The sequence below is a fragment of the Arcicella rosea genome, from assembly GCF_014204325.1.
In the GTDB taxonomy this organism is placed as follows: Bacteria; Bacteroidota; Bacteroidia; order Cytophagales; family Spirosomataceae; genus Arcicella; species Arcicella rosea_A.
The window spans coordinates 92414-115740 of sequence record NZ_JACHKT010000014.1; the positions used below are offsets into that span (position 1 = coordinate 92414).

The window sequence follows — 23327 nt, forward strand, 5'->3', positions numbered from 1 at the left end:
TTATGCTTGGCGTCTGAATGCAGATGCTAAGCATTACTTCATTCAAAAACTTGAAAATTTAGTTAGAACTGGTTATATATTAATAATGCTTGAACATTAAAATTCACTACGGGCAATGCCTGTAGTGAATTTATTTAATATAAACCTTTTAAGAATTTGATCCTTACTTTATTGATATATTTTGCCCCAAACCAACCACCATTATGACTAAAAGTAAATCATTTTTTTCTCCCATTGTGATTATCGGAATGCTGTTTTTTATCTTCGGATTTATCACTTGGCTCAACGGAACGCTTATTCCATTCCTTAAAATCGCTTGTGAACTTGAATATGCCCAAGCACTTTTGGTAACTTTTGCCTTTTACATTGCTTATGTCTTTTTAGCGATTCCTTCTTCGATGATTCTGACGAAAGTTGGTTTTAAAAACGGTATGGCTTGGGGTTTAGTAGTGATGGCAATCGGTGCAATTATTTTTGTGCCTGCGGCTCAATCTCGTTCGTTTGCACTATTTCTTACAGGATTATTTATTCAAGGTGCGGGAATTTCTTTACTTCAAACGGCATCAAATCCTTATATCAGTATTTTAGGACCAATTGAAAGTGCAGCCCAACGTATCAGTATTATGGGTGTTTGTAATAAAATTGCAGGGGCTTTAAGTCCACTGATTTTAGGAGCAATCATTTTAGAAGGAGCGAGCGACATCGAAACACAATTAAAAACAAGCTTGGCTGCTGAAAAAGAAGTACTCTTGAACGAATTAGCAGGAAGAGTAATTGTTCCATACATTGTAATGGCAATCGCTTTAGTACTTTTGGCATTTTTGATTTACAAGTCTAGCTTACCAGAAATTGACACAAGTAAAGAAGAAGCCGATACGGCATCTGAAGCAGGAGAGAAGAGTGTTTTACAACACGCCAATTTAGTATTTGGGATTTTAGCGATTTTCTGTTGTGTGGGTGTTGAAGTAATTGCAGGAGATACCATCGGACAATACGGAAGCTCGTTAGGCATCAGTTTAGATGTTTCTAAAAACTTTACTTCGCTAACGCTAATTGCGATGTTGGTTGGTTATTTTGTTGGTATTGTGGCAATTCCGAAATTCATTTCTCAAAATAAAGCTTTGATGGGTTGTGGAATAGTAGGAGTAATTTTTACACTTGGTATTATTTTCACTTCTGGCTTTACTTCAGTAGCTTTTGTAGCGATGCTTGGTTTAGCCAATGCTTTGATGTGGCCAGCCATTTTCCCATTAGCGATTAAAGGTTTAGGAAAGAAAACAGAGTTTGGTTCTGCTTTACTCATCATGGGTATCGGTGGCGGAGCGATTTTACCATACTTCTACGGAAAATTGGCAGAATCATTTGGCATTCAAGAAGCATATTTAATTTTGATTCCTTGCTATTTATATATTTTGTTTTTTGCTACGATAGGTCACAAAAAACAATCGTGGTAGAAGAATTAGTGATTGAGTGAATTGTGAGTTAGTGATTAAATAGAAAAATCACTAACTCACAATTCACTCAATCACTAAATAAGTAAAAAGTACCATAGACAGCTTGTTAAATACCATTGTTTCGGATAGTCCTTCTCTAGCTTTGTTGTATGATTAATAAATGATAAATGTCATTTACTTTCAATAAAACAATAAAGTTATGAGCCAGTATCAGACCTTAAAATTAGACCATCAGCCTTCTCGTTTTCAAGCCATTACAGCATGTAAATGTCCACAGTGCAGAGAAGGAAAAATGTTTAAATATCCATTTTTTCGTGTAGATAAGTTTGACCAAATGCACAATAATTGCCCAGTTTGTAATTTGCGTTACGAAGTAGAACCAGGATTTTGGTATGGAGCAATGTTTGTGAGTTATGGTTTTTCTATTTTAATATTAGCAGTTTTAGGAGTGGTTTTATATTGGTTTTTCAATGACCCACCAATCATGGGTTACATCATTCCAATTACAGTCATTTCATTGGTTTCTGTTCCTTTTAATTTCAGAATCTCAAGATCTGTCTTTTTACATCTCTTCGGTTTTGTGAAATACAAACCTGAGATAGTTGTGAATGAGTGATTGAGTGAGTTGTGAATTGTTTTAACAAGTAAGATTGAAAAAGAACTAATGGGGAACTCTATTTCTGTAAAGTTGCTTCCCATTCACTAATTCACTAATTCACAATTACATAACTTGCAATTTGCTATTTTAATAGGCAGATAATTCTGGTGAATTGGAGGGCAGTTCAGTAATGAGGTAGTCGATTTCTTGCAAGTCGGCTACTTTCATTTTCATAACAGAATTCAATTTTTCAGAAATTGCCAATACTGCTACTTTATCCAAAGCTTTCTTCATTGCCTTTTCACCTGAACAGTTTCCCAATCAGAATCCGTTACTCCTCCCTGAGCATCCAAGGCATTTGTTCCCAAAATACACAAATCAGCTTTCATTTCTGATAGTCGGTGATGAACTTCGCCGCCAGTTGGTTGAAATCATAACAAAAGGAGGGAATTTTTTATTGAACGTTGGATCAAAACAAGACGGAGAATTACAAATTGAACAACAATCTCTTTTACAAGAAATTGCTCTTTGGAATTTTGCCAATGCAGAAGCCATCCACGAAGTAAAACCGCTTTCTGTGGTACGTGAAGACAATATTTGGTTTACGCAGTCGAACGATGAAAAGTATATTTCTGCCATCGTTCAACGAAGTGGCTACGAAGATTGGAAGTACGGCACACGCAAAAATTTTGTGTTGACGCACATCGAAGGAAATGCCAATACCAAAGTGAGTATTTTGGGCTATAAAAGCGAATTGGTAGAGTACAAAAAAGATTTTGATGCCAAAATTCATACTGCTCCAACCAATATTGGTTTGGTAGTAAGTGCCGTAAACGGACAAAGTTTTTACACGAATAATCAATGGAAAAATGCGGTGGTTTTGAAAATCGAAAATGCTAAATTCAGAAAACTCAACACGCGCAAAGCAAGCCAAAGTAATATTGATGGAGCGAAGTAAATAGGAGTGCTGAATTATGAATTGATTGCCAAGTAAGAGTGTAAAAATTGATTTATAAATATTTGAATAAAAAACAATTCACAACTCTTCATTCAAAACTCATCATTAAAAAGGGTAGCTCTTTTTATTAAATTTTAAACCTTGCAGATAAGCAGAAAGTCACAGTGATTTTCTGTATCATCAAAAACAATTTAAAAAAATAAGAAGAACAATTATGAACACTATTGAAGTACTTTCACCTGAAATTTCTTTCATAAATCTTGGACTCTCTTTACCTCCAGCACCACTTCCTTTGGGTGTTTATAAACCCTATTTAATTGATGGCAAATACTTATACTTATCGGGTCACGGCCCAGTAAGAGACGATAAAAGCTTGATTATTGGTAGAATTGGTAAAGATTTAGACATCGAAGAAGGAAAATTGGCGGCTCGTCAGGTGGGTTTAACCATGCTTTCAACCATCAAAACGCATTTAGGAAGTTTAGATAGAGTAAAGCGTGTCATTAAAATTTTGGGCATGGTCAACTGCGTTTCAGAATTTGAACGTCATCCTTACGTAATCAATGGTTGTAGCGAACTTTTCGCCCAAGTATGGGGAACAGAAAACGGCATCGGCGTAAGAAGTGCGGTAGGAATGGGAACGCTTCCAGACAATATTCCAGTGGAAATTGAAGCAATGTTTGAACTCCATGAAGACTAAGCCATGAGTAACAAAACGATTGAGTACAACATAAAAAATATTGAAACACTCGATACGCCTGCGTTGGTGGTTTTTCCGAGTATCGTAAAGCAGAATATTCAAAAATTACTGGCTTCGATTGATGATGTAAATCGCTTGCGACCGCATATCAAAACGCATAAAACCAAAGAAGTAACCAAGCTTTTGCAAGAAGTTGGTATTCAGAAATTCAAATGTGCAACCATTGCCGAAACTGAATTATTGGCAATTTGCGAAGCAGAAGATGTACTCTTGGCATATCAGCCAGTGGGAGCGAAGCTTTTACGTTTGATTGAAATCATTAAACATTTCCCAAAAACACATTTTGCTTGTTTGGTCGATTCTGTGGCGGTTGGCGAAGTAATGTCAAAAATTGCGTTGGAAAATCAGCTTACTTTATCGCTTTATATCGACTTAAATGTAGGCATGAACCGAACAGGAATTGTACCCGAAAAGGCTTTTGAGTTGGCGATTGCTTTACAAAAATTACCAGCCTTAAAGCTTGAAGGTTTACATATTTACGACGGACATATTCGTGATTTTAATCTTGAAATTCGTACACAAAATTGTAATACGGCTTTCCAATCCGTAGAAAATTTAGTAGAAAAGCTAAAAGAAGAAGGCATTCAAAATCTCAATATTGTAGCGGGCGGAACGCCTACTTTTCCGATTCATGCTCAAAGAAAATCCATAGAATGTAGTCCGGGCACTTTTGTGTATTGGGATAAAGGTTATCAAGATGCTTATCCAGAACAAGATTTTGAAACGGCTGCTTTGGTAATTAGTCGAGTAATTTCTTTGCCCGACAAAGATAAAATTTGTTTGGATTTAGGACATAAATCTGTGGCTGCAGAAAATCCTTTAGACAAAAGAGTATTTTTCTTGAATGCTCCAGATGTCACTTTTATCGGACAAAGCGAAGAACATTTGGTATTGGGTGTTCCTGAAAACCATACTTATCAGATTGGCGATATTTTTTATGGTTTGCCCATTCATATTTGCCCAACTTGTTCTTTATACGAAAGGGCAAATATTGTTGAAAATGAAGTATTAACAGGCGAACAATGGAAAACAATTGCAAGAGATAAAACCATTTTCATATAGCCGTAAAACGGGTTTCCAACCCGTAAATTTATCTTTTCTGACGGATTGAAAACCCGTTTTACAAAATATGTTTACAATAGACGCACATCTTGACCTGAGCATGAATGCAATGGAATGGAATCGTGATTTAAGATTATCGGTCGCTGAGATTCGTGAAAGAGAAAAAGGCATGAGCGATAAGCCAGACCGTGCCAAAGGAACGGTTACTTTTCCTGCATTAAGAGCAGGGAATATCGGCTTAGTCGTTGCGACGCAAATTGCCAGATTTGTAAAACCCGACTGTACTTTGCCGGGTTGGGCTTCTCCCGAACAGGCTTGGGCTCAAACGCAAGGACAAGTAGCGTGGTACAAAAGCATGGAAGAATGCGGCGAAATGGTTCAAATCAATAATCTTGAATCTTTAGAAAAACATTTACTGCTTTGGAATGACGGCACGCCCAACGACAACAAAGCCATTGGCTATATTTTAAGCTTAGAAGGAGCAGATTCACTTGTGACGATTAATCATGTCGAAAAAGCCTATCAGTATGGTTTGCGTGCTATTGGTCCAGCTCATTACGGGACAGGACGTTATGCTCAAGGAACAGATGCGACTGGTTTTATGGGAAAAGCTGGGCAAGATTTATTGAAAGAAATGGAAAGGCTAAACATCATTTTAGATGCGACGCACCTTTGCGACGATAGTTTTTGGGAAGCCATGGATCATTTCAATGGAGCGGTTTGGGCAAGTCATAATTTGTGTAGAAGTTTGGTAAATCATAATCGCCAATTTAGCGACGAACAAATTAAGGAATTGATTAGCCGTGATGCTGTAATTGGCGGAGCGTTAGACGCTTGGATGATGGTACCCAATTGGGTAAGAGGTAAATCAACCCCAAAAGAAATGAACTGTAATTTGGCGGTGATGGTTGACCACCTCGACCATATTTGTCAATTGGCTGGAAATACCTTGCACGTGGGCATTGGTTCAGATTTGGATGGAGCTTTTGGTACAGAACAAGGGCCTTATGATTTAGATACCATTGCCGATTTACAGACGATTCCGTCTATTCTCGAAAAAAGAGGTTATACCCAAGCCGACATCGAAAACATCATGCACGGCAACTGGCTGAGGTTTTTGAGAAAGAATTGGGCGAAGTAAGTAGGAGTTATGAATGTTGAATGTTGAATTCAAAGTACTGATTATAAAACAGTTACTTTCTCCGTTGGTAGTATCAAAACCTTACTTGGCTTCTCGATTGAAATAACGCTCTACATATTCGCTAGGCGACTGATTGGTGATGCGTTTGAATACTCTATTGAAATTCGTAATACTGTTAAAACCACAGCTATAAGCAACGTTGGCAATGGTTTCGCTATTGCTGTTTGTCAATTTTTTACAGGCTTCATTAATTCGAACTTCGTTGAGAAATGATAAAAAAGTATGACGTGTATGTTTTTTAAAATACCGACAAAAAGCGTGTGGCGTCATGTGGGCTTTGTTTGCAGCGTCTTCGAGCGTGATGGGCTTTTCGTATTCCTGCATGATAAAATTGTAGATATTACTAATTCTTAAACCTTCGTTTTCGCTATAATTCTGTGGTTGCGTACTCATAGAAAGCGGTAAAAGCGAAGGAATAGCGGCAATACTTCTCAGTAAATCTATAAAATACATCATCTGACTCACGCCATTACTTTTATTGAGCAAAACAATTTTATTGGCTATTTCTGAAACATTTTCCTGCGGAATTTTGAATCCGTTGGAGTGTTGCTGTAAAAATCTTTTAAGCGTATTAATCTCTGGCAAGTCAAAAAAAGAAGATAATTGTCCGCTTGGATTAAAGAAAATAGCAATCGCTGATACTTTTTTTTTGCTTTTTGGGTGAAAATAAGAAGCTTCGCTTTTGAAAAGATGAGGCTGATTCGCACCCAACCAATAAATTTCATTGGAGCGAAAACGGTGCATATTATTATCAGCAATCAAAGTGCCTTCGCCTTGCTGAACCCACATCAATTGAATTTCCTGATGTCTATGTAAATGTGGATAAAAATGCGGTAGAACGTCTTTTTGAACAATAATTGTTTTATCGTGAGGAACTGGAATCGTAAATGGAAGTACTTTCATAAGACTTGGTATTGTGAATGAGGTAGAAAATTGAATTTTCTATTTATATAAAAATAAAACATTAGCTCTATTTTAACAAACACTAGCCTAAATATTTAAAAATAGTGTTAATTTTTGAGTAGCTCTATTCATCCAATTGGATGAATAGATTCAAGTCATCCCAAATTTTAAAACATTCCTTATAAAGTTTTTACTTTCAATTTACGCCATTTTACTTTGATTCCACCACCACTGTGAATTTGCAAAGCAATGATTCCCGCACGTCCACCGATTTTTTCATCATTGAGCGTAATCATTTCTTGTCCATTTACGAAAGTGGTTACTTGATTGCCTACCACTTTTACAACCATCGTATTCCATTCGCCCATTTTTAAGGCTTTGTCTTTATCGTCAGTTGGTTTAATCAACCAACCTCTTCCATAAGATTCATAAATTCCACCCGTCCAGTGGCCCGGAGGAGCTACTTCTGCTTGCCAACCTGTGATTTTTGTACCATCAATACTTGAATGAAAAAACACGCCACTGTTGCCGTCGGCTTCTTGTTTAAACTGAAGACTTAACTCAAAATCTTGAAAACTTTGCTCTGTTCCTAAATATCCGTACTCTTTATCTGGACCACTTTCGCAAATCAATTCGCCATTTTCTACGTACCACTTTTCTGTACCATAAATCTTCCAGCCACTCAAATCTTTTTGATTGAAAAGCGAAATCCATTTTCCTTTTTTAGGCGTTTGAGCTTGTGTACCAATGCTTAAAAACAAGAGTAACATCAACACAAACGAAGTCATTTTTTTTATCATAGTTGTTCTATTTTAAAGGATTTTCTTAGTACAAATCTATGTTTTTAAATCTGTCCATTTACATTGAGTTGACCTGTACGGAAATATGTTGCCGATTAATAATCATTACTTTATGGAAAACTCAGCTAAAAAATCAAAAATGGATTCAAATCACAGATTTATCTCAAAAACAGGATAAAAATATTCACTGAACTGCTTAGATTTGAAGACTGTTTTCAATCATATCATCATCATTTTCAACTCATGACATTTCAAAAACAATCCATAAAAGTACTGGTGGTAGGTTGTGGCAATATGGGAGCTTCTCATGCCATTGCTTACCAAAATACCGAAGGCTTTGAAATCTGCGGAATCGTTTCTACGGGCAAAAGTAAAGAGGTCCTCAACGAACGTTTGGGCGGTGGCTATCCACTTTTTAGCGATTATGCCGAAGCTCTGGCAAGTACAAAACCCGATGCTGTTTGTATTTCTACTTATCCAGATACGCACGAAGCTTTTGCGGTAATGGCTTTGGAAGCCGATTGTCATGTTTTTATCGAAAAACCTTTGGCTGATACTGTGGCTGGTGCAAAAAGAGTAGCGGATTTGGCAGCTGAAAAAGGTAAAAAAGTGGTGGTGGGTTATATTCTGAGACATCATCCTTCTTGGGAAAAATTTGTAGAAATTGCCCAAGAAATGGGGAAACCTCTGGTGATGCGGATGAATTTGAATCAACAAAGTCATGGCGTGATGTGGAATGTTCACCGTAATTTGATGAAAAGTTTAAGCCCGATTGTGGACTGTGGCGTGCATTATATCGACGTGATGTGCCAAATGACACGCTCGAAACCGATACAAGTAAATGCCATTGGAGCGAGATTGACAGATGACATTCCTGAAGGAAATTATAATTATGGACAATTACAGATTCGTTTTGAAGACGGTTCTGTGGGTTGGTACGAAGCAGGTTGGGGACCAATGATGAGCGAAACGGCTTTCTTTATCAAAGACGTAATCGGGCCAAAAGGTTGTGTTTCAATTGTAGCAAAAGAAGCTGGAGGAGCTGGAAAATCTGACAATGTAGATTCACATACCAAAACGGAATCTTTAAGAGTACATTATTCAGACATTAATTCAGAAAATGCTTTTACAAGAGCTGATGAATGGATAAATCTCACCGACGAGCCAGACCATCAAGAACTTTGCAATCGTGAACAAAGATTTTTCTTGAAAGCAGTTCAAGAGGATTTAGACTTAACCGACCATCTGGAAGATGCCGTAAACAGCCTAAGAATCGCTTTCGCTTGTGATGAATCGGTAAAAACTGGTTTGCCTGTGATGTTATAAACTTAATTTTTAAACATGGAGGAAATGGATTTCCTCCATGTTTAAAATCCTATTTCAATGTTTCTACGACATAGACTTTATTACTGGATACACATAACGAACTTTACTTTTAGCATTCTAATTTTTACTTAACATCAAGTGCATCCAAGATATTACCATCAATGGCTTCATTAAACTTGCGTGCAAATAGTTTTCCTGAACCAATTAAAGTCTGTAAATCTTCCATTTTAAAGGTTTTTGGACTTGCATTTCCTTCAGACCAATCTATGTAACGAAGGTTATCGTTCACCATTTCGTTTTGATAAATAGAATTATAAAGAATTGTTTGGAAAACAATTTCATCACTTCCCCAAGTAAGTTCAAAAAAGCGTTTTACATTTTTATTTTGCTGTAAGTATGTTACAATATATTCAATATGTTTACTTGTAATGGTAAACCATTGAGAACGCCCAACGGGAATCAATTTATTAGGCATTTTTCTTTGGGGCAAAAACATGTTGATGTATTTTTCTACCGTAGTTCTCCCTGAAAATTGATAATTGGATAAATGATATTTCGTAACTCTAGGAATCGCTTCTTGCCATTCGGTAGCGACAGAAAGCGTGTGCATAAATGCTTTATTGGGGTTTTTCTCAAAAAAAGCATAGATTTCATCCGTACTTTTTAAGGGATAGTCTTGTCCACTCAACAAATTAATATAATCATATTTTGTTGGTGATGCCAAAATTTCTTCAAAGCTATTCACTGTTGCTTGCACAATGCTATAAGCACCCCAATATACACTTACTCTATTAGTAATCAGTGTTACTTGTTTGGAAGCCAAAGAAAGAAATGGACTAATTTCTGTTTTTAAATCAATATGTATATAAAAATCAGCGTTGGGATGAGCCAAACGATTGATTAATCTTTGTATTTGAGAAGGGTTTGCATGAGCCAAAATTAAATGTGCAATCCTCATTATTTTGCTGTTTTATTTTTTAGTAAATATTCCTGTATCATAGCTTTAATTTCTGTAAAACCTGCTGTGAAAAAGCCTATTAATGTAAAATCTAAATATTTTTTCAACCAATAATATCCAAAAAATACGCCTGATAAAAAGGTGAATAATGTGGCTAGAGCAACTCCATTGATATTTCCGAAAAGATGAATCCCTATAAAATCAAACAAGACATTTATTCCAAGCATTACTAATACTTTATAGAAATTGATTCTAGGTTGATGGATAATATCCAACGTTATTCCAAGGAATCTGTCTAAGGGATAAAACATAGCAAAAGACATAAAAATACGATATGTAGAAACAGCAAGAGAACCTGAATACTGGTTTCCGCCTAAAATAACAATAGCCACATCCGCCAAAATAATTGCCGCTACTGATACAGGAAAGAGTGCCAGAATAAGTGTCCCTGCATATTTTTGCATAATGCCTACTACTTCCTCTTTGTTTCCTCTATTAAAAGCTGCTGACATTGAAGGCATAGCTGTTGATAAAAAGCTTCTCAAAGGTATTTCGATAACTTCCATCAAACGCATAGGCATTGTGTACATCGTTATGGCAGCAGGCCCAGCAGTACCCAAAACAAACATGATGACAAAAGTATCAGAGCTTCTTAGCAAATTGGTACTGATGTTTGTTCCAACACTGTATTTACCAAAGTGAAACAATTCCAAAATCCATTCTTTAGTTCTTTTGCTGAAGGTTCGCATTCGGGTCCATCCTTGATAAACACAGAACAAACTTACGGTTACAGAACTTATGGCATTGATTAAAAGTACTAAATCGAGGTCTAAACTTGTAAAGAAAATAGTTACAAGTATCATTATGATAAATGCTCCTTGACTTACAACACGAATCAGTAAAAGGCTATCAAATCGTTGATCTGACTGCAAAGTCCAAGCAGCAACAGATGAAGGTAAAGTGAACAAGAAAGTAATCCCAAACCATTTTATCACCGTTTCCATTCCAAAATTATCGATGAATGGTATGGCAAATGCCGCCAAAATATTTAGAATAATTAATACTCCTGTGATTAGAAGACTCAAATACCATACTGAACCCAACACTGCATCGGCTTTTTCTCTTTCAGCTCCTGAATAAAACTTAATCATGGCTGTTTGTAAGAAACCTACTCTAAACGTATCAATCAATGAAAAAACCGTTTGAAAGAAAAACCAGTAGCCAATATCCCCTGATGTCATATTCCGAAGTAGAATACCAACTGTTACCATCGCCAACACAGACATTGAGCCATTACCAACGAGCGATAAAAAGTGTTTATTCTTTAATTTCGAAATTATCCCTTGTAAATTCATACCATCAGATTTATATATTTTGAAAATACTCCTGCTTTAGCCTTTTCAAAAGTGATTCCTATATTCAATTAATTATTACCATTCAATAACTGATGCTGAACAGTATAAATTTGTTTTACACAAGCTTCCCAAGTATGCCCTTTGGCACATTCTATCGCTGCGTTTCTTGTTGATGTATTTTGTGGCAACAAGGCTTTTTCAATGGCAAGTTTGTAACCGTCTTTACCAATTGCTAATTCTACATGTGGCAAAAACATCTTCATGGCTGGTGTATCTGTTGCCACTGTTGGCTTACCCATTGCCAAATATTCATCTATTTTTCTAGGATAATTACCCACTGTTAAAGCATTTACCAATTGTGGATTCATACATACGTCTAAATACTGCATGTAAGCTGGTAATTGATTGGGTTTTTTAGCCCCCAAAAAATGAACATTGCTGATATGATGTAAACGACTGTGTTCAAAAACTGTTTCTTCTGGGCCAATTAATACGATTTGCCAATCGGGATTTGTCTCGGCAATTTCTATGAGTAATTGTATATCCAATCTTTCAGAAGTAAGTAAGCCTGCGTATCCAATCCGTGGATGTGGTATTTTTGCCAAATCTTCGGGTTCGGTATAAGTAAAATCGGCTTGATAAATATCTGTTTCACAACCTTGACCAATGTCTAAGCTAATGCCGTTATGATTTCGGGCATAATCTGCTAAATAAGCAGAATTAGCAAAAACAGCATCAGCCATTTCAATGGCTTTGGGTTCTACTCTACTTCCATGAAATTTAAAATATGGATGTTCTATCAGGTTATCTCTGATATAATAAAAACTCAATAAAGGTTGAAGGTATTTTTTGGTAAACAATGCCGTAAACATTTGACTATCATTCAGTACAACAACCTTCTGTGGATTCCAACCTAAACCCTTTATTGCTTTCTTGAGGCTTGCAAAAAAATCTTTCCCATTGCGTTCATTTAAAGTATCATACAAGCTTAAATTTTTCAACCAGTTAATAGAATAACCAATTGTAGCTGGCGTATGAACCCATAAATTCTCCCCTGCTTTGATAGTGTTTTCTCCAATTCCTAGGGCAAGTTTTACTCTCTGCTTTCCATGAGCAGTATTGATTTGCTTCAAGATAGAGTTGATGTCAATAGCAGGATTAACATACAGTACAGGTTTAGATTTACTAAACTCTACCGCCAAGTTTCGGGCATTACTTCCCAAATTCAATGCCCATTCTTGTTGGGCAATGACGATGTATGCGTCAACGTTTTCTGACATATTTTCTATTTTTAACTTTCAATCCTTGTCTAAAACCCAAAATAAGGCAAATAATGACTGGAATCGATATAATGTCCCAAGGCATAATTTTTATTACGTTTAATGTTCGCTATCTCCATGAGGAGTATGAATAAACTGTTTTCTTGCTTTTCCTATTTTGAGCATCGCTTTCAACATCGAAATTATTGCCCCTGGAATTTGTAAAAAAGCCATTAATAGTTGTTTGTTATACCATTTTGAAGGAATGCTCAATAACAACGAAAATGCTAAAGCCAAAAATAAACCAATACTGTAATTGAAATGTTCGCTTGCAAAAATGAAGGTAAATATCAACCATAGCACCATTACCGCAACCAACATTACTCTTGGAAATAAATAGGTTTGGAACACTTTATTAAAAAAAGCAATGTTTCCCTTGAACAACTGAACCCAACCTTCGATAAAGTACTTTTCAAGAAATTCTACTTGCATTGCTAACCATCTACTTCTTTGCTGGCTAAATACATCTGTTTTAGCCACTTTTTCATCTAAAACGTATTTCCCATCAAGAAATGCTACGTCTTTTTTATCTCTTACAATTCTGAATTCTAATTCTTTATCTTCGCCAGATGTGTCGCCAATATCTTTTAAATAACTCACAAATAGGTTCCAGTCGAACGCCATACCACTACCAATTAATGCCGAAGGTAAACCAACTGCTACATGCCCACGACGGAAAATATTATTATTAATTTCTTCAGTACAAGCATCCAACAAAGCAAAAGGAGTTTTAAAATCTTTGGCAGTTCTATGTCCTTGAATTACTTGATAACCTTGTTCATAAGCATCGTTTACAGCATGTAAAAATCCTTGTGACATGTGGTTATCGGCATCCAAAATTACCACAATATCTACTGGCACTGCGGCTGTAGCTTCAATTGCCTTTTGTAAGGCTTTCCCTTTCGTACTTTTTTCAAAGCTTACTTCTACAACCTTTATTGGAAGTGATTTTAATGTATTTAAAGTAGTTTCGCTAAATGAATCTGCAATGATGACCACTTCAAACAAATCCTGAGGATAATCTTGTTTGATTGCATCTCTGGCTGTTGCGATAATCACAGCGTCTTCTTTATAACCGGGAATGAAAATGCGGATTTTTCTAAGCTTCTGAGCTTTTGGAAAATGTTTTTTTATAGAAAACTTTCCTGCTAGGGCAAAAAAAAGCAAGTAGAATACCTGAACAGAAAGGTAAGCGAGTATTATTGTTTCTAAAATGGTAATTATTTGATTAATCATAGCGGAATGGTTATATCGAAAGCTACATTTTTCTTTTTTAAATTTATAGAAGTTGCTGTTCCTCACTATTCACAGCAATTGATTCGGTTTTAACCTCTGGAATATCCCAACGAGGACTCAGCCAAATTAAAACCCAACTGATATAAACAATTGCAGAAGTAGGCATGGTATTCAATACTTCATTTCCATAACTACATAGCAAAATCCCTGCTGTTCCCCCACACAAAGCGATTAATTGGTTTTTCAGTACGGGGTCTCGGGTTCTCCAAATAATTCCTGATGATTTCCCCAGAATATAAAGCATGATACCGAACCACATAATAAAACCAACGATACCATACATTCCCCATATTTTTACATAAAGGCTATCAGGTGGAATATGTGAAATATATTTATCAGCATTAAATTTTTCTCCCCATTGCCCCATAGTACCTACTCCTGTTCCGAATGGTTTACTACCTAGGTAATCTCGTAGGATAGCTTGATTCATTAACCTTACTTGTAAAGACGCATCTTTGGGGTCTAAGGAACTCCTAAGGCGAACAATCTCGGCATTACCACTTCCGATATTCGTGTACTTTAACATTCCTATAAATCCTCCCCCAACGATTGCACCAAGCAGTAGAATCTTTGTCTGTTTGATTAATATCAAAAACATTAGCCCACCACCCACAATTGCGAAAAGTGCCCCCCTTGTTCCTGAGATTAACATTCCATAGAATAACAGTAAACCTGCAATGGCAAACCACGCTTTTTTTAGTAGTTTGTGGGGCCCTGTTGCTAAAATGATACATACAATTGCCAAATGTCCTTGCGATGCACCAAATTGCGCAGCATCAAAATAATATGAGAATATTCTTAACTTACCGAAAAGAATATGGGTTTTTTTCCCTCCTTCTTCTAGCCATTTATGTTCTGCTTCATCAACCCCCAAGTAAAGTTGTTTCATTCCATAAAGCGCTCCAATAACAGACATGATGATGATAATATTCAGAAACAAATCAATATCAGTTCTTTTATTGAGTATTAAAAATGTCAGTACTACCGTTAATACCCAGTAAAGCGTAGCTGACCTCATTTCATAAACCCATCCTAGAATACTCGGTCTTTCAGGATTACCTATCTGTATAAATGTGAGAACCATCCAAGAGATTGTAAGCCAAACTAAGTCATTATTTAAGTGTCTTTTCCTAAATCGATTTCTCTGATAAAATATTACAGCAAATAAAGTACTAAAAAGGATTGCCTCAATACCCATACCCACTTGTAAACCAGAGATATGCTTACCGAGATAGGGCATAATGAAACAGTAAACCAAGAAACTAAGAATACCAACTCTTGGCTGGTAAAAAATCCATGTGACAAAACCTATTGCGAAAGGGAAAACCAAAAAGAGAATTCCAGTGGCTACTCCATTTTTAGCGATGGACATCCCCATGAAAACAGCCATTGCAATTGCAACTAAAAGCCAGCCATTTCCCAGTTTGTTTCTAGAATTATAAAATAAATCTCCTCCCATTTCGATAATTTTAGCATTACTGCTCAAAATACACCCAAGTATTTTTACCGTATTTTCTATTGATTTGATTGGATTTATCCTTTGCTTCGCTTTCTGTTCCAAACGCATCGTAAGCTACTCTTACAGTAGCATTTTTTTGTGTTGGACTGATTACCTGTGCATTCGCAAAACCACTTTTTTTCAGCTCGTCCATGTACGTTCTGGCATTGGCTTCTGAGCTAAATACTCCTGCTATTACAAAAAATTGCTTTGATGATTGTAGTTCTTTGTTACTTTCTTTCACAAAAGCACTATCTACTACAGGTAAACTATTATCAAAACCTGATGTTCCTATCGAAGACGAATCTATCGTTTGTTGCACCACTTTATCTTTTACAGGAATTTCTTTTCGCTGATTTTTATACAAATAAATGGCTACTGTGGACAGAATCAATCCTGCTAGGATACCAAATAAAATGACTCCACTGACTTTATTTTTTTTAACTGGGTTGATTAGATTATCTTCCTCAATAAGATTTTTATTCTTTGCGTTTCTATTGATGGAATTTCTATTTCCAAATTCAAATTTAGCCACACGTTTAATGAAGGATCTGATAAGATTTCGTTTTTTAGGAACTTCACCGATGTATTCTTCTGCAAAACTTATATCTACACCATTGAGTAAAAACAACGGCTTATTCCCTGTTGTTTTGGTGAAAACATTCACCATCTCTTTGTCTATCTTTGTCCAAATTCTATTAGCACGACAAAGCATAATAGTACAATTCAAACGTGGGAATGATTCTGGTTTGATAATCATGTTATCTAACGGCGGGAATTCTATCAATGAAAAATCTGCATTGAGGCTACCATTAAAATCATAATCATTATTCCAAGTATGTGTTTCTACTGTATAATCAAGAGCCGTCAATTCTTTGGCTAACAAATAAGCTAAAGTAGATTTCCCTTCGCTTTTTTGCGTACTGATTAAACCGATAGTAATCGGTTTAACGGAAAGGTCAATTGTTGCAAGCAATTGTTGCATTAACCTAATATTTGACTTTAGTAAAAAATAAGGGTTTTCGTTCAATAAAGGATACACCCCCAATAATGGTAAACCCACAATACTTTTAGCTCTTTGTGGTTCCATCAATGTTTTATTGATTAAAGCCTGAGTAATAATTAAGGCTAATACTAACACAAAACCAACCATAAATCCTACAATTACCAAAACCAACCTTTTAGATGCATTGGGTCTTAAAGGCAAATATGGTGGATCTACAACATTCAGTTTGGCTGTAATTTCTGTATTTTGTTGATTAAGTTTAGCATCATTTAAACTACGAAGTAAATCCAAATATTCTTGTTCTGAAACAGAAATTAAGCGTTCTATTTTTTTGAGCATTGCACCTAAAGGGGCAAATTTTCTGTACTCTGCTTCGAATTCTGCTTTACGTTTATCCATTACAGTTAAACGTGCTTTACTTTGTTCAAAAGCAATAGTGTTCCTAAACCATTCATCTAATACTGTTTTAGTAGGAATGCCATTAGGGGTGTTTGAATCTGTATAAAGATTATCCAAAGAAACTTTGAGCTTCCTTTCAAGTTGGCTTGCTGTCTTCCTCAAGCTATCTATTTGATCTTTCTTCTCACCTTTTTTATCAAGTACTTCACTAAGTGCAATTTTATTATAAACGTCAGATAGTTTTCCTCTTTCCTTGATTACATCGCTACCATATAAGGTTTGATAAGTTTTTCCTTTGATACTTTCATTCACTTTTGACAAAGATGAACTTAATGCCATTCTTTCCATTTCTAGGTTATGGTTCATCGCATATAAGCCTTCTCTTTCACCTGCTACCGCTTTAGTTTGTTCATAGTAGTTGATGATGTCATTACTTTTATTAAATTCCATAAATAGCCTTTCAGCCGAATCTAATTTGGCAAAAGCTTTTTTGGTTTCTGTTTCAAAATAACCTAAAGCACTTACTGTTTGTCCTTCCTTGATTTCTCTGTTTTTGAGCATGAAAATCTCTTCCAACAATTCTATCGTTCGTTTACAGATATAAGGATCGTTGGCTTCATAAGAAATCTTAATTAAATCACTACTACTAATTCTGGATGATTTTATTTTATTAAGAGCGTTGATAGAATAATATCCATTATCTGAATTGATAAGCTTATAGATAGCATTCTCTTTATCTTTCGCCATATAAGCTTTGACAGCCTTCTTGGTTTCTTCCAGAGTAGGTTTAACTAGCTCTTTTTTAAGAGCTTCTGGTATTAATTTTTGAAGTTCGTCATAAGAACCCCAAGTAAGTGTTTCTGGGATATGTTTTTTAAGAAGGAGGTGTTCGGATAATAAAGCTATAGCAACATCCATTTTGGTGTCTCTTGAATCAATTACCGACAAAAGGTTATCAAAAGCATTACTTGTTGCAAAAAAATCGGTTTTGTTACTTCCACTCAAACTGTATCCAGAGGCTATTCCAGTATAAATATTTGATTCTGAAGAATAAACTTTCTTTTCTTTACGAGTAAAATAGAAAATAGTAAATGCTAAAGCCGAAGGGATTAGAATCAACCACTTAATATTTTTTACAATTAACCTTATAAAATGTAAAAAGCTCATTTAATCTGCTGTAATAATGTTGATAAGTTCACCCCCACAAAAGCTTCTAACTGCATAAAAACAGTCTGAAAAGTATTCAATGATGTTTCGTATTCTATTTTTGCTTTGTTGTATGATTCAAGCACTTTAGCTTGTTCATCTACTCCAATTTGATTTTGGGCAAACTGTTTTTCAGCAATTATAAAACTAGATTCAACAGATTGTAAATTACTAGTACTTAATGCTAATATTTTCTTAGCTAATTTAAGTGCTTGAAATCGGCCAATTACTTCTTGTTTTATCGTTAAATTAACGTTTTCTTGTTCTGCCAATGCACTATTAATCTGTGCTTGACCAGCCTTGATGATGTGTTTTCTATTGAGTACACTAATCAATGGAAGTTGAACGCCAATTCCTACATTATAAAATCCTGTTTGGGATGTCGTAAAACTATTAGCCCCCGGAATCACACCTGTTGGATTATTAACAGCAGAATAATTTGTTCCGTAGTTATATGAAGATGATGCTGCAATACCGCTGTATAACGCATTTTTGCTGACTTTCAAGTTCGCATTTGCCACTTCTACTGCGGCTAAACCTTTTTTTGTCTGAGGGGAAAATTGAATAGCAGATTCTATCAATAAAACCAGAAAGTCTTCTGATTCTAACGCTTTTGCCATTAATATATCTGTTGAAACTGTTTGTGCATTTACTTCAAGGGTATTCATTCCAATAATAAAGAACAAGACAATCCTGAACATATTTTTTTTTAGCCAAACCATAAAAAAACATTTTAAAAACTTCAAAAATATAACAATTTCTTGTACACAAGCCAAAGCGAATCAAATTGTTATGTATTACAATATAGCAAATATACACTGATTTAAACAAGTATATTAAATCCGTATGTTAATCCTATAAAGGATTTCTATTGCTAAAAGACTAGATTCCCTCTTCGTCCATTCGTTTCAAATCTTCAATCACAATCTGTTTCACCTTGGCCACTTCTGGCAAAAGTTCGTTGTAACGTCTTATCAATTCTTCGCCTGTTGGGTTACCTTTTGCATAAAGTTCATATTCATGAATCTTAGGGCTGATGTCAGGGAAACCAATCATCGAAAAACAAGGCTTAAATTGATGTGCCAATCCGCCCACTACAGCAAAGTTATTTTGTTGTAATTTAGCTTGAATATCTTCCCAAATAGGTAAGCTGTCTTCTAAAAAAGACTCAAACATTATTTTTACAATCGTTATATCATCTCCGTAAATATTGTTTAAATGACTAACGTTAATTTGAGCATTAAAGCTGAACATATCTTTAGATTGTTTCTAATAATTAGTTGACAAAAACTATACCACAAAAATGACTGAATTAAAAAAAACGTGATGTTTGAAGAATTACTTTAGAATCATCAAAAACAATATTTCATCCAACGGTCATTTTATAACTTTTAAAAGTACAGAAAAGCCCACAAAATTAAAATTTATCCCTAAGTATTTTGAAGATTTATTTGAACGCCATGCCATAAAAACATTCTTCTGAAATAATTTATTGAGACACTTCATCGAAACACACTAATAGTCAGATATTTATAAAAAAATAGACTGATGATTATCGGAATGTTTTCCAATATCATCAGCCTATTTTAAAATCATGAAAAATGTTTACTTCTTGCCTGTCAGGTCTTTAATTACCTGTACTTCATCTTGTTTATAAGGCGTTCCGTCGGGTCTGAAAATATCATGAAACCATAATTCTGGTTCATTGCCATTTGGCATTGGCTTATCCCAAGCATAAATGGTATTGGTTTTCCCAGCTACTAAGCCCCAATTATAAGCTGCGATATTTTCTTTTTTCAAAATAGGCATGATATTGCTGAACAAACTATTTCTGCTTCTTGCCATGTATTCTGTACAAAGTAATGGACGCTGAGAAAGTGATTTTAGCTTTTCAATATCCTTGGTATGGTTTTCGGTATCGCCATAATTATGGTAAGTAGTTACGTCTGAATTTTTGATTTGGAAGTCAGATAATTCTTTCAATTTCCAATCCCAAACACCCGCTGAAAGTGGCTGGCTTGGATTTGCTTCTCTTCCCCAAACGAATACTTTTTCTACTAATGGCATACTACGATTGCCATAACCAGAATTGCCCGGTTCGTTATACAAATCCCACAATACGATTCGCTTATCGTTTTTAAAGCTTGCTAAAATATCTTTTACATAAGCTTCTAATTTTTCAATTACTTGTGGTTCTGTAAAAATCAATTCACCTGGGTCACGAACCCATCCAGAATTATGAACGCCCGGTTTAGGATCTGGCTGTTTTCCAACGCTATAAGTTGGATTCCAGCAATCATCAAACAATACAAAAAGTGTAGAAATATGATGTTTATCGGCAATTTTCAAATACTGATTGACACGATTTTTAAAGCCTTTTGGATCTACTTCCCACGCTAAATGATGTAAATATACTCGCATTGAGTTCATTCCGATACTTTCGGCATAACCCAATTCTCGGTCGATAGTTACAGGATCAAAACTTTCGGCTTGCCACATTTCTAATTGGTTGATGGCAGTACTTGGGATAAAATCGCTGCCTCGTAGCCAACCTTTGGTTTTGTACCAAGCATTGGCTTTTTCGACTGACCAAATTTCTCTCGCTTTCGTCTGAGCGACGATGCTCTGAGCTAATAAACTGAAAGCCAATAGGCTAAGTAATGTTTTGAAAATCCTCATACAGTTAAATAGTTTATTTTGTCAACAAAATAAATCAAAACTACTACTGTAGTAGCCTGATTTATCTTGCTTACTATCAATATTACTTCGCTGATGTTATTTCCAATAAATCTTTATCATGATGAAACTTTTGAACGCATTGATTATCAAAAATCATCGTCGCACCATTTTCAGCAGAGTATTTTTGCCAAGTTGGTAAACCTTTATGATTAGGATTTCCAGATTTTGCAAAATTTATCCAAGCCTGACTCATTTTATTTGAAAGCACATAAGCCGAAGCACCACCGCCAGTCATTTCTTCGCAACGAGCGATGTTATTAAAAATGAACGGTATTTCGATACAGTGAATCGCCTTGTACATTCCATCCATTACGGGCGACTGCCAATTAAACATATACATATAAACTGGAGCAGCATCGGCTGTTGCTTTCATATTAGCTTGTTTTACAGCTCCTGGGCGGAACATTGTTAAGTCAATATCTATCAAATCTGATGGTTTCGTTGTATTTGGATAAGCTTTTTCCACTGCTTTTAAATAAGCTTCGGTTTTATCTCCATACTTTTTCTGTAAAAATGCCTTGGCTTCTTCGGTAGAAAAACTTCTAATGGCAGGGTTAATCAACGAAGCCATGAACTCATTTTTTGTTGACCCAATCAACATAGGAACATCTTTAGAAATGGCTAAACCTGCTGGGTCAACTTGTTGGTAAGGCAAGTAATTTCCATCCTGACTTGGTCCCCAGCCTAATCCGCCACCTACGAATGCTTTTCCTTCTGCTTTCATTTGAGCTTGTACTTTTTGTTGAGCTATTTTGCCAGCAGCATTCAATTTTTCGTATGATATTTTTTGTAAAGAATCTACTTGATTTGGTTTTAAACCCAATTCCTCAAGTAAAGCGGCACTTACTTTCTGAGCGTTTTCTTTTTCTAAAAAGCTAGTTCTGTAACTTCCACTCTGTACAATAGCTTTATGAAAAAGTCCTTTCGCCGAAGGTGCATACATTAAAGTAGTTACTTTCGCTCCACCTCCCGACTGTCCGAAAATGGTTACATTATTTGGGTCGCCACCGAAATTTGCAATGTTGTCTCTCACCCAATGCAAAGCCGCTTCTAAATCCATAACGCCAACATTGGCAGAAGATTTATATTTTTCGCCATAAGCTGATAAATCGCAAAAGCCCAAAATATTCAAACGATGATTCAATGAAACCACGACAACATCGCCTTTTTTACTCAGGTTTTCTCCATCATAAGACGGCAATTCAATCGAAGAACCAGCTGTAAAACCACCACCATGCAACCAAACCATTACTGGTCGTTTCTTATTATCATTAATGCCTGAAGTCCAAACATTTAAGCTTTGGCAATTTTCGTTGGTATAACCCCAGTTATGATTGAAGGCAAATTCTAGTACATCATTCACGGAAGTAGTAGCGTCCATCGGACAAACCGGGCCGTAAGTCATCGAACTTCTTACATCCGACCAAGGCTTTGGTTTACTTGGAGGCATAAAACGCTCAGATTCTGCATAAGGAATACCTTTATAGGTATAAGTACCTTTATGAATATAGCCTCTTACTTTTCCAGAACCCGTTTGCACAACTGCCGTAGAAGCATTAGCAATTATGGCATCGGCTGGAGCAGTACTTTTCTGACTAAAACTCGTCATGGGCAACAAACCGATAACAGACAATAACAAGAGTGATAAAGTTTTCTTTTTCATGATAAATAGACGATTGATATAAAATTGAGTTTTGAAAGGTAAAAAGTTTCTATTGTCTCATTGTGAGACTTTAAAAAGTAAAAGTCTGAAATAATATTGGAATTATTCAATATTATTTCAGACTTAATGTTAAAAAGAGAAGATTTTAAATTAATTAACCCAATAAAGTACTTGCAGGTATGCCCAAATCTTTGTGGAGAAATTTCAAAAAGTTAACACTCATTTGTTTTTTGCCAGATAACATTTCAGAAATAGTACTTTTACTGATGCCAAATCGCTGTGCTAATGCAGTCTGGGTAAGTCCTTGTTCTTCCATTTCGTATTTCAATGCTTCAATCGCAGTAAGTGGCTGGATTTTATAATGCTTTTGTTCATATTCATGCACCAGTAAAGACCATACTTCTAAAGCATCACCTTCAGGAGTATTTGGTTTTGCATGAAAAATGCTTGCTAATATTTTCAAAGCAAGTTCATAGTCTTGCTCATTTTTGATTGGCTTAATTATTTCCATCATGATTATGAATTAAAATCAATTGTTCTTGCATCTATTTTATCGTACTCTTTATGTGTGCCTACAAACTTGACAAAACATAATTGGTAATCATAATTGAAGGAAGCGATTAGCCTAAACTTATTTTTGGCGATATTGAAAACGATTCTCTCGTTTCCTACATAATCGGCTCCTTTGAAATCTGTAATTACTGCTTGTGGGTTTGAATAATTTTTTACTTCGATTTTGCCATACCAGTATCTCAAACCAATTTCTGCTTCAGGAAATTTTTCCCAAAATGTTTTCAGTGTTTTTAAAGCTATTATTCTCATAAAA

The 23327-nt window shown here is 35.6% G+C and carries 22 protein-coding genes; 7 read left to right on the top strand and 15 right to left on the bottom strand.

The genetic code is table 11. From position 1 onward, the window contains the following. The first annotated feature begins 203 nt into the window (after positions 1-203). Entirely contained in the window at positions 204-1454 is a 1251-nt protein-coding gene (locus HNP25_RS10970; protein ID WP_184134111.1) for a sugar MFS transporter, read from the top strand. 199 nt (positions 1455-1653) lie between these two features. Further along, complete coding sequence (locus tag HNP25_RS10975; RefSeq protein ID WP_229202837.1) at positions 1654-2070, top strand: DUF983 domain-containing protein; 417 nt, start codon at positions 1654-1656, stop codon at positions 2068-2070. Positions 2071-2199: 129 nt separating this feature from the next. On the opposite strand, the gene HNP25_RS21715 is transcribed toward HNP25_RS10975, so the two are convergent. After that, the gene (locus tag HNP25_RS21715; protein ID WP_221432446.1) at positions 2200-2346 is read right to left on the bottom strand and encodes a hypothetical protein; all 147 of its coding nucleotides are present in this window, start codon (positions 2344-2346) and stop codon (positions 2200-2202) included. Between the two features lie 127 nt (positions 2347-2473). Here HNP25_RS21715 and HNP25_RS10980 point away from each other — a divergent pair, with 127 nt between their 5' ends. The 4 genes from HNP25_RS10980 to HNP25_RS10995 all read left to right on the top strand — a co-directional run bounded on the left by HNP25_RS10980 (position 2474) and on the right by HNP25_RS10995 (position 5973). Further along, positions 2474-3010: an alpha-L-fucosidase gene (locus tag HNP25_RS10980; protein WP_229202838.1), complete on the top strand. Its 537-nt coding sequence runs from the start codon at positions 2474-2476 to the stop codon at positions 3008-3010. 214 nt (positions 3011-3224) lie between these two features. Further along, positions 3225-3710: a RidA family protein gene (locus HNP25_RS10985; RefSeq protein WP_184134112.1), complete on the top strand. Its 486-nt coding sequence runs from the start codon at positions 3225-3227 to the stop codon at positions 3708-3710. Between the two features lie 3 nt (positions 3711-3713). After that, positions 3714-4832, top strand: a complete 1119-nt coding sequence (locus HNP25_RS10990) for a D-TA family PLP-dependent enzyme (protein WP_184134114.1) — start codon at positions 3714-3716, stop codon at positions 4830-4832. 67 nt (positions 4833-4899) lie between these two features. Further along, the gene (locus HNP25_RS10995; protein WP_184134116.1) at positions 4900-5973 is read left to right on the top strand and encodes a dipeptidase; all 1074 of its coding nucleotides are present in this window, start codon (positions 4900-4902) and stop codon (positions 5971-5973) included. 81 nt (positions 5974-6054) lie between these two features. Here the strand turns inward: HNP25_RS10995 and HNP25_RS11000 are convergent, their stop codons facing one another. Both HNP25_RS11000 and HNP25_RS11005 read right to left on the bottom strand, forming a co-directional pair. After that, positions 6055-6936, bottom strand: a complete 882-nt coding sequence (locus HNP25_RS11000; RefSeq protein ID WP_184134118.1) for an AraC family transcriptional regulator — start codon at positions 6934-6936, stop codon at positions 6055-6057. Between the two features lie 179 nt (positions 6937-7115). Then, entirely contained in the window at positions 7116-7736 is a 621-nt protein-coding gene (locus tag HNP25_RS11005) for a 3-keto-disaccharide hydrolase (protein ID WP_221432448.1), read from the bottom strand. A gap of 243 nt (positions 7737-7979) precedes the next feature. Here HNP25_RS11005 and HNP25_RS11010 point away from each other — a divergent pair, with 243 nt between their 5' ends. Then, the gene (locus tag HNP25_RS11010) at positions 7980-9062 is read left to right on the top strand and encodes a Gfo/Idh/MocA family protein (RefSeq protein WP_184134120.1); all 1083 of its coding nucleotides are present in this window, start codon (positions 7980-7982) and stop codon (positions 9060-9062) included. 124 nt (positions 9063-9186) lie between these two features. Here HNP25_RS11010 and HNP25_RS11015 read toward each other — a convergent pair whose 3' ends face one another. The 12 genes from HNP25_RS11015 to HNP25_RS11070 form a co-directional block, all read right to left on the bottom strand. Then, on the bottom strand, positions 9187-10020 hold the full coding sequence (locus tag HNP25_RS11015) for a beta-1,6-N-acetylglucosaminyltransferase (protein ID WP_184134121.1): 834 nt from the start codon (positions 10018-10020) through the stop codon (positions 9187-9189). Then, a complete protein-coding gene (locus HNP25_RS11020; protein ID WP_184134123.1) occupies positions 10020-11375 on the bottom strand; it encodes an oligosaccharide flippase family protein in 1356 nt (451 codons plus the stop codon). The genes HNP25_RS11015 and HNP25_RS11020 overlap by 1 nt, the downstream gene beginning before the upstream one ends. Before the next feature lie 68 nt (positions 11376-11443). Continuing rightward, positions 11444-12655 (bottom strand): glycosyltransferase, encoded by a 1212-nt coding sequence (locus HNP25_RS11025; protein ID WP_184134125.1) that lies wholly within the window; start codon positions 12653-12655, stop codon positions 11444-11446. Positions 12656-12754: 99 nt separating this feature from the next. Beyond that, positions 12755-13930, bottom strand: a complete 1176-nt coding sequence (locus HNP25_RS11030; RefSeq protein WP_184134126.1) for a glycosyltransferase family 2 protein — start codon at positions 13928-13930, stop codon at positions 12755-12757. Positions 13931-13973: 43 nt separating this feature from the next. Continuing rightward, positions 13974-15476 carry an O-antigen ligase family protein gene (locus HNP25_RS11035; protein ID WP_221432449.1) on the bottom strand — a complete coding sequence of 501 codons (1503 nt, stop codon included), beginning with the start codon at positions 15474-15476 and terminating at the stop codon, positions 13974-13976. Then, complete coding sequence (locus HNP25_RS11040) at positions 15466-18012, bottom strand: SPOR domain-containing protein (protein ID WP_184134130.1); 2547 nt, start codon at positions 18010-18012, stop codon at positions 15466-15468. Before HNP25_RS11040 ends, HNP25_RS11035 begins: the two co-directional genes overlap by 11 nt. Positions 18013-18056: 44 nt before the next feature. Further along, positions 18057-18821, bottom strand: coding sequence for a TolC family protein (locus HNP25_RS11045; RefSeq protein ID WP_184134132.1), 765 nt, complete (start codon positions 18819-18821; stop codon positions 18057-18059). Between the two features lie 160 nt (positions 18822-18981). Next, the gene (locus HNP25_RS11050) at positions 18982-19353 is read right to left on the bottom strand and encodes an Hpt domain-containing protein (protein WP_184134133.1); all 372 of its coding nucleotides are present in this window, start codon (positions 19351-19353) and stop codon (positions 18982-18984) included. 351 nt (positions 19354-19704) lie between these two features. Then, positions 19705-20778, bottom strand: coding sequence for a glycoside hydrolase family 2 TIM barrel-domain containing protein (locus tag HNP25_RS11055; protein WP_184134135.1), 1074 nt, complete (start codon positions 20776-20778; stop codon positions 19705-19707). 82 nt (positions 20779-20860) lie between these two features. Next, positions 20861-22501, bottom strand: a complete 1641-nt coding sequence (locus tag HNP25_RS11060; protein WP_184134136.1) for a carboxylesterase/lipase family protein — start codon at positions 22499-22501, stop codon at positions 20861-20863. A gap of 154 nt (positions 22502-22655) precedes the next feature. After that, complete coding sequence (locus HNP25_RS11065; protein ID WP_221432450.1) at positions 22656-23015, bottom strand: helix-turn-helix domain-containing protein; 360 nt, start codon at positions 23013-23015, stop codon at positions 22656-22658. Positions 23016-23017: 2 nt separating this feature from the next. Then, a complete protein-coding gene (locus tag HNP25_RS11070; protein WP_184134138.1) occupies positions 23018-23323 on the bottom strand; it encodes a type II toxin-antitoxin system HigB family toxin in 306 nt (101 codons plus the stop codon). Positions 23324-23327: the final 4 nt, after the last annotated feature.

Bases quoted from the DNA above. Each gene is read 5' to 3' on its own strand.
- HNP25_RS11005 (WP_221432448.1), bottom strand. From the start codon at position 7,736: ATGATAAAAAAAATGACTTCGTTTGTGTTGATGTTACTCTTGTTTTTA.
- HNP25_RS11000 (WP_184134118.1), bottom strand. From the start codon at position 6,936: ATGAAAGTACTTCCATTTACGATTCCAGTTCCTCACGATAAAACAATT.
- HNP25_RS11060 (WP_184134136.1), bottom strand. From the start codon at position 22,501: ATGAAAAAGAAAACTTTATCACTCTTGTTATTGTCTGTTATCGGTTTG.
- HNP25_RS10975 (WP_229202837.1), top strand. From the start codon at position 1,654: ATGAGCCAGTATCAGACCTTAAAATTAGACCATCAGCCTTCTCGTTTT.
- HNP25_RS10985 (WP_184134112.1), top strand. From the start codon at position 3,225: ATGAACACTATTGAAGTACTTTCACCTGAAATTTCTTTCATAAATCTT.
- HNP25_RS11015 (WP_184134121.1), bottom strand. From the start codon at position 10,020: ATGAGGATTGCACATTTAATTTTGGCTCATGCAAACCCTTCTCAAATA.
- HNP25_RS11050 (WP_184134133.1), bottom strand. From the start codon at position 19,353: ATGTTCAGCTTTAATGCTCAAATTAACGTTAGTCATTTAAACAATATT.
- HNP25_RS10970 (WP_184134111.1), top strand. From the start codon at position 204: ATGACTAAAAGTAAATCATTTTTTTCTCCCATTGTGATTATCGGAATG.
- HNP25_RS11020 (WP_184134123.1), bottom strand. From the start codon at position 11,375: ATGAATTTACAAGGGATAATTTCGAAATTAAAGAATAAACACTTTTTA.
- HNP25_RS11065 (WP_221432450.1), bottom strand. From the start codon at position 23,015: ATGATGGAAATAATTAAGCCAATCAAAAATGAGCAAGACTATGAACTT.
- HNP25_RS11055 (WP_184134135.1), bottom strand. From the start codon at position 20,778: ATGAGGATTTTCAAAACATTACTTAGCCTATTGGCTTTCAGTTTATTA.
- HNP25_RS10990 (WP_184134114.1), top strand. From the start codon at position 3,714: ATGAGTAACAAAACGATTGAGTACAACATAAAAAATATTGAAACACTC.
- HNP25_RS11010 (WP_184134120.1), top strand. From the start codon at position 7,980: ATGACATTTCAAAAACAATCCATAAAAGTACTGGTGGTAGGTTGTGGC.
- HNP25_RS11045 (WP_184134132.1), bottom strand. From the start codon at position 18,821: ATGGTTTGGCTAAAAAAAAATATGTTCAGGATTGTCTTGTTCTTTATT.
- HNP25_RS10995 (WP_184134116.1), top strand. From the start codon at position 4,900: ATGTTTACAATAGACGCACATCTTGACCTGAGCATGAATGCAATGGAA.
- HNP25_RS11025 (WP_184134125.1), bottom strand. From the start codon at position 12,655: ATGTCAGAAAACGTTGACGCATACATCGTCATTGCCCAACAAGAATGG.
- HNP25_RS11030 (WP_184134126.1), bottom strand. From the start codon at position 13,930: ATGATTAATCAAATAATTACCATTTTAGAAACAATAATACTCGCTTAC.
- HNP25_RS11070 (WP_184134138.1), bottom strand. From the start codon at position 23,323: ATGAGAATAATAGCTTTAAAAACACTGAAAACATTTTGGGAAAAATTT.
- HNP25_RS21715 (WP_221432446.1), bottom strand. From the start codon at position 2,346: ATGAAGAAAGCTTTGGATAAAGTAGCAGTATTGGCAATTTCTGAAAAA.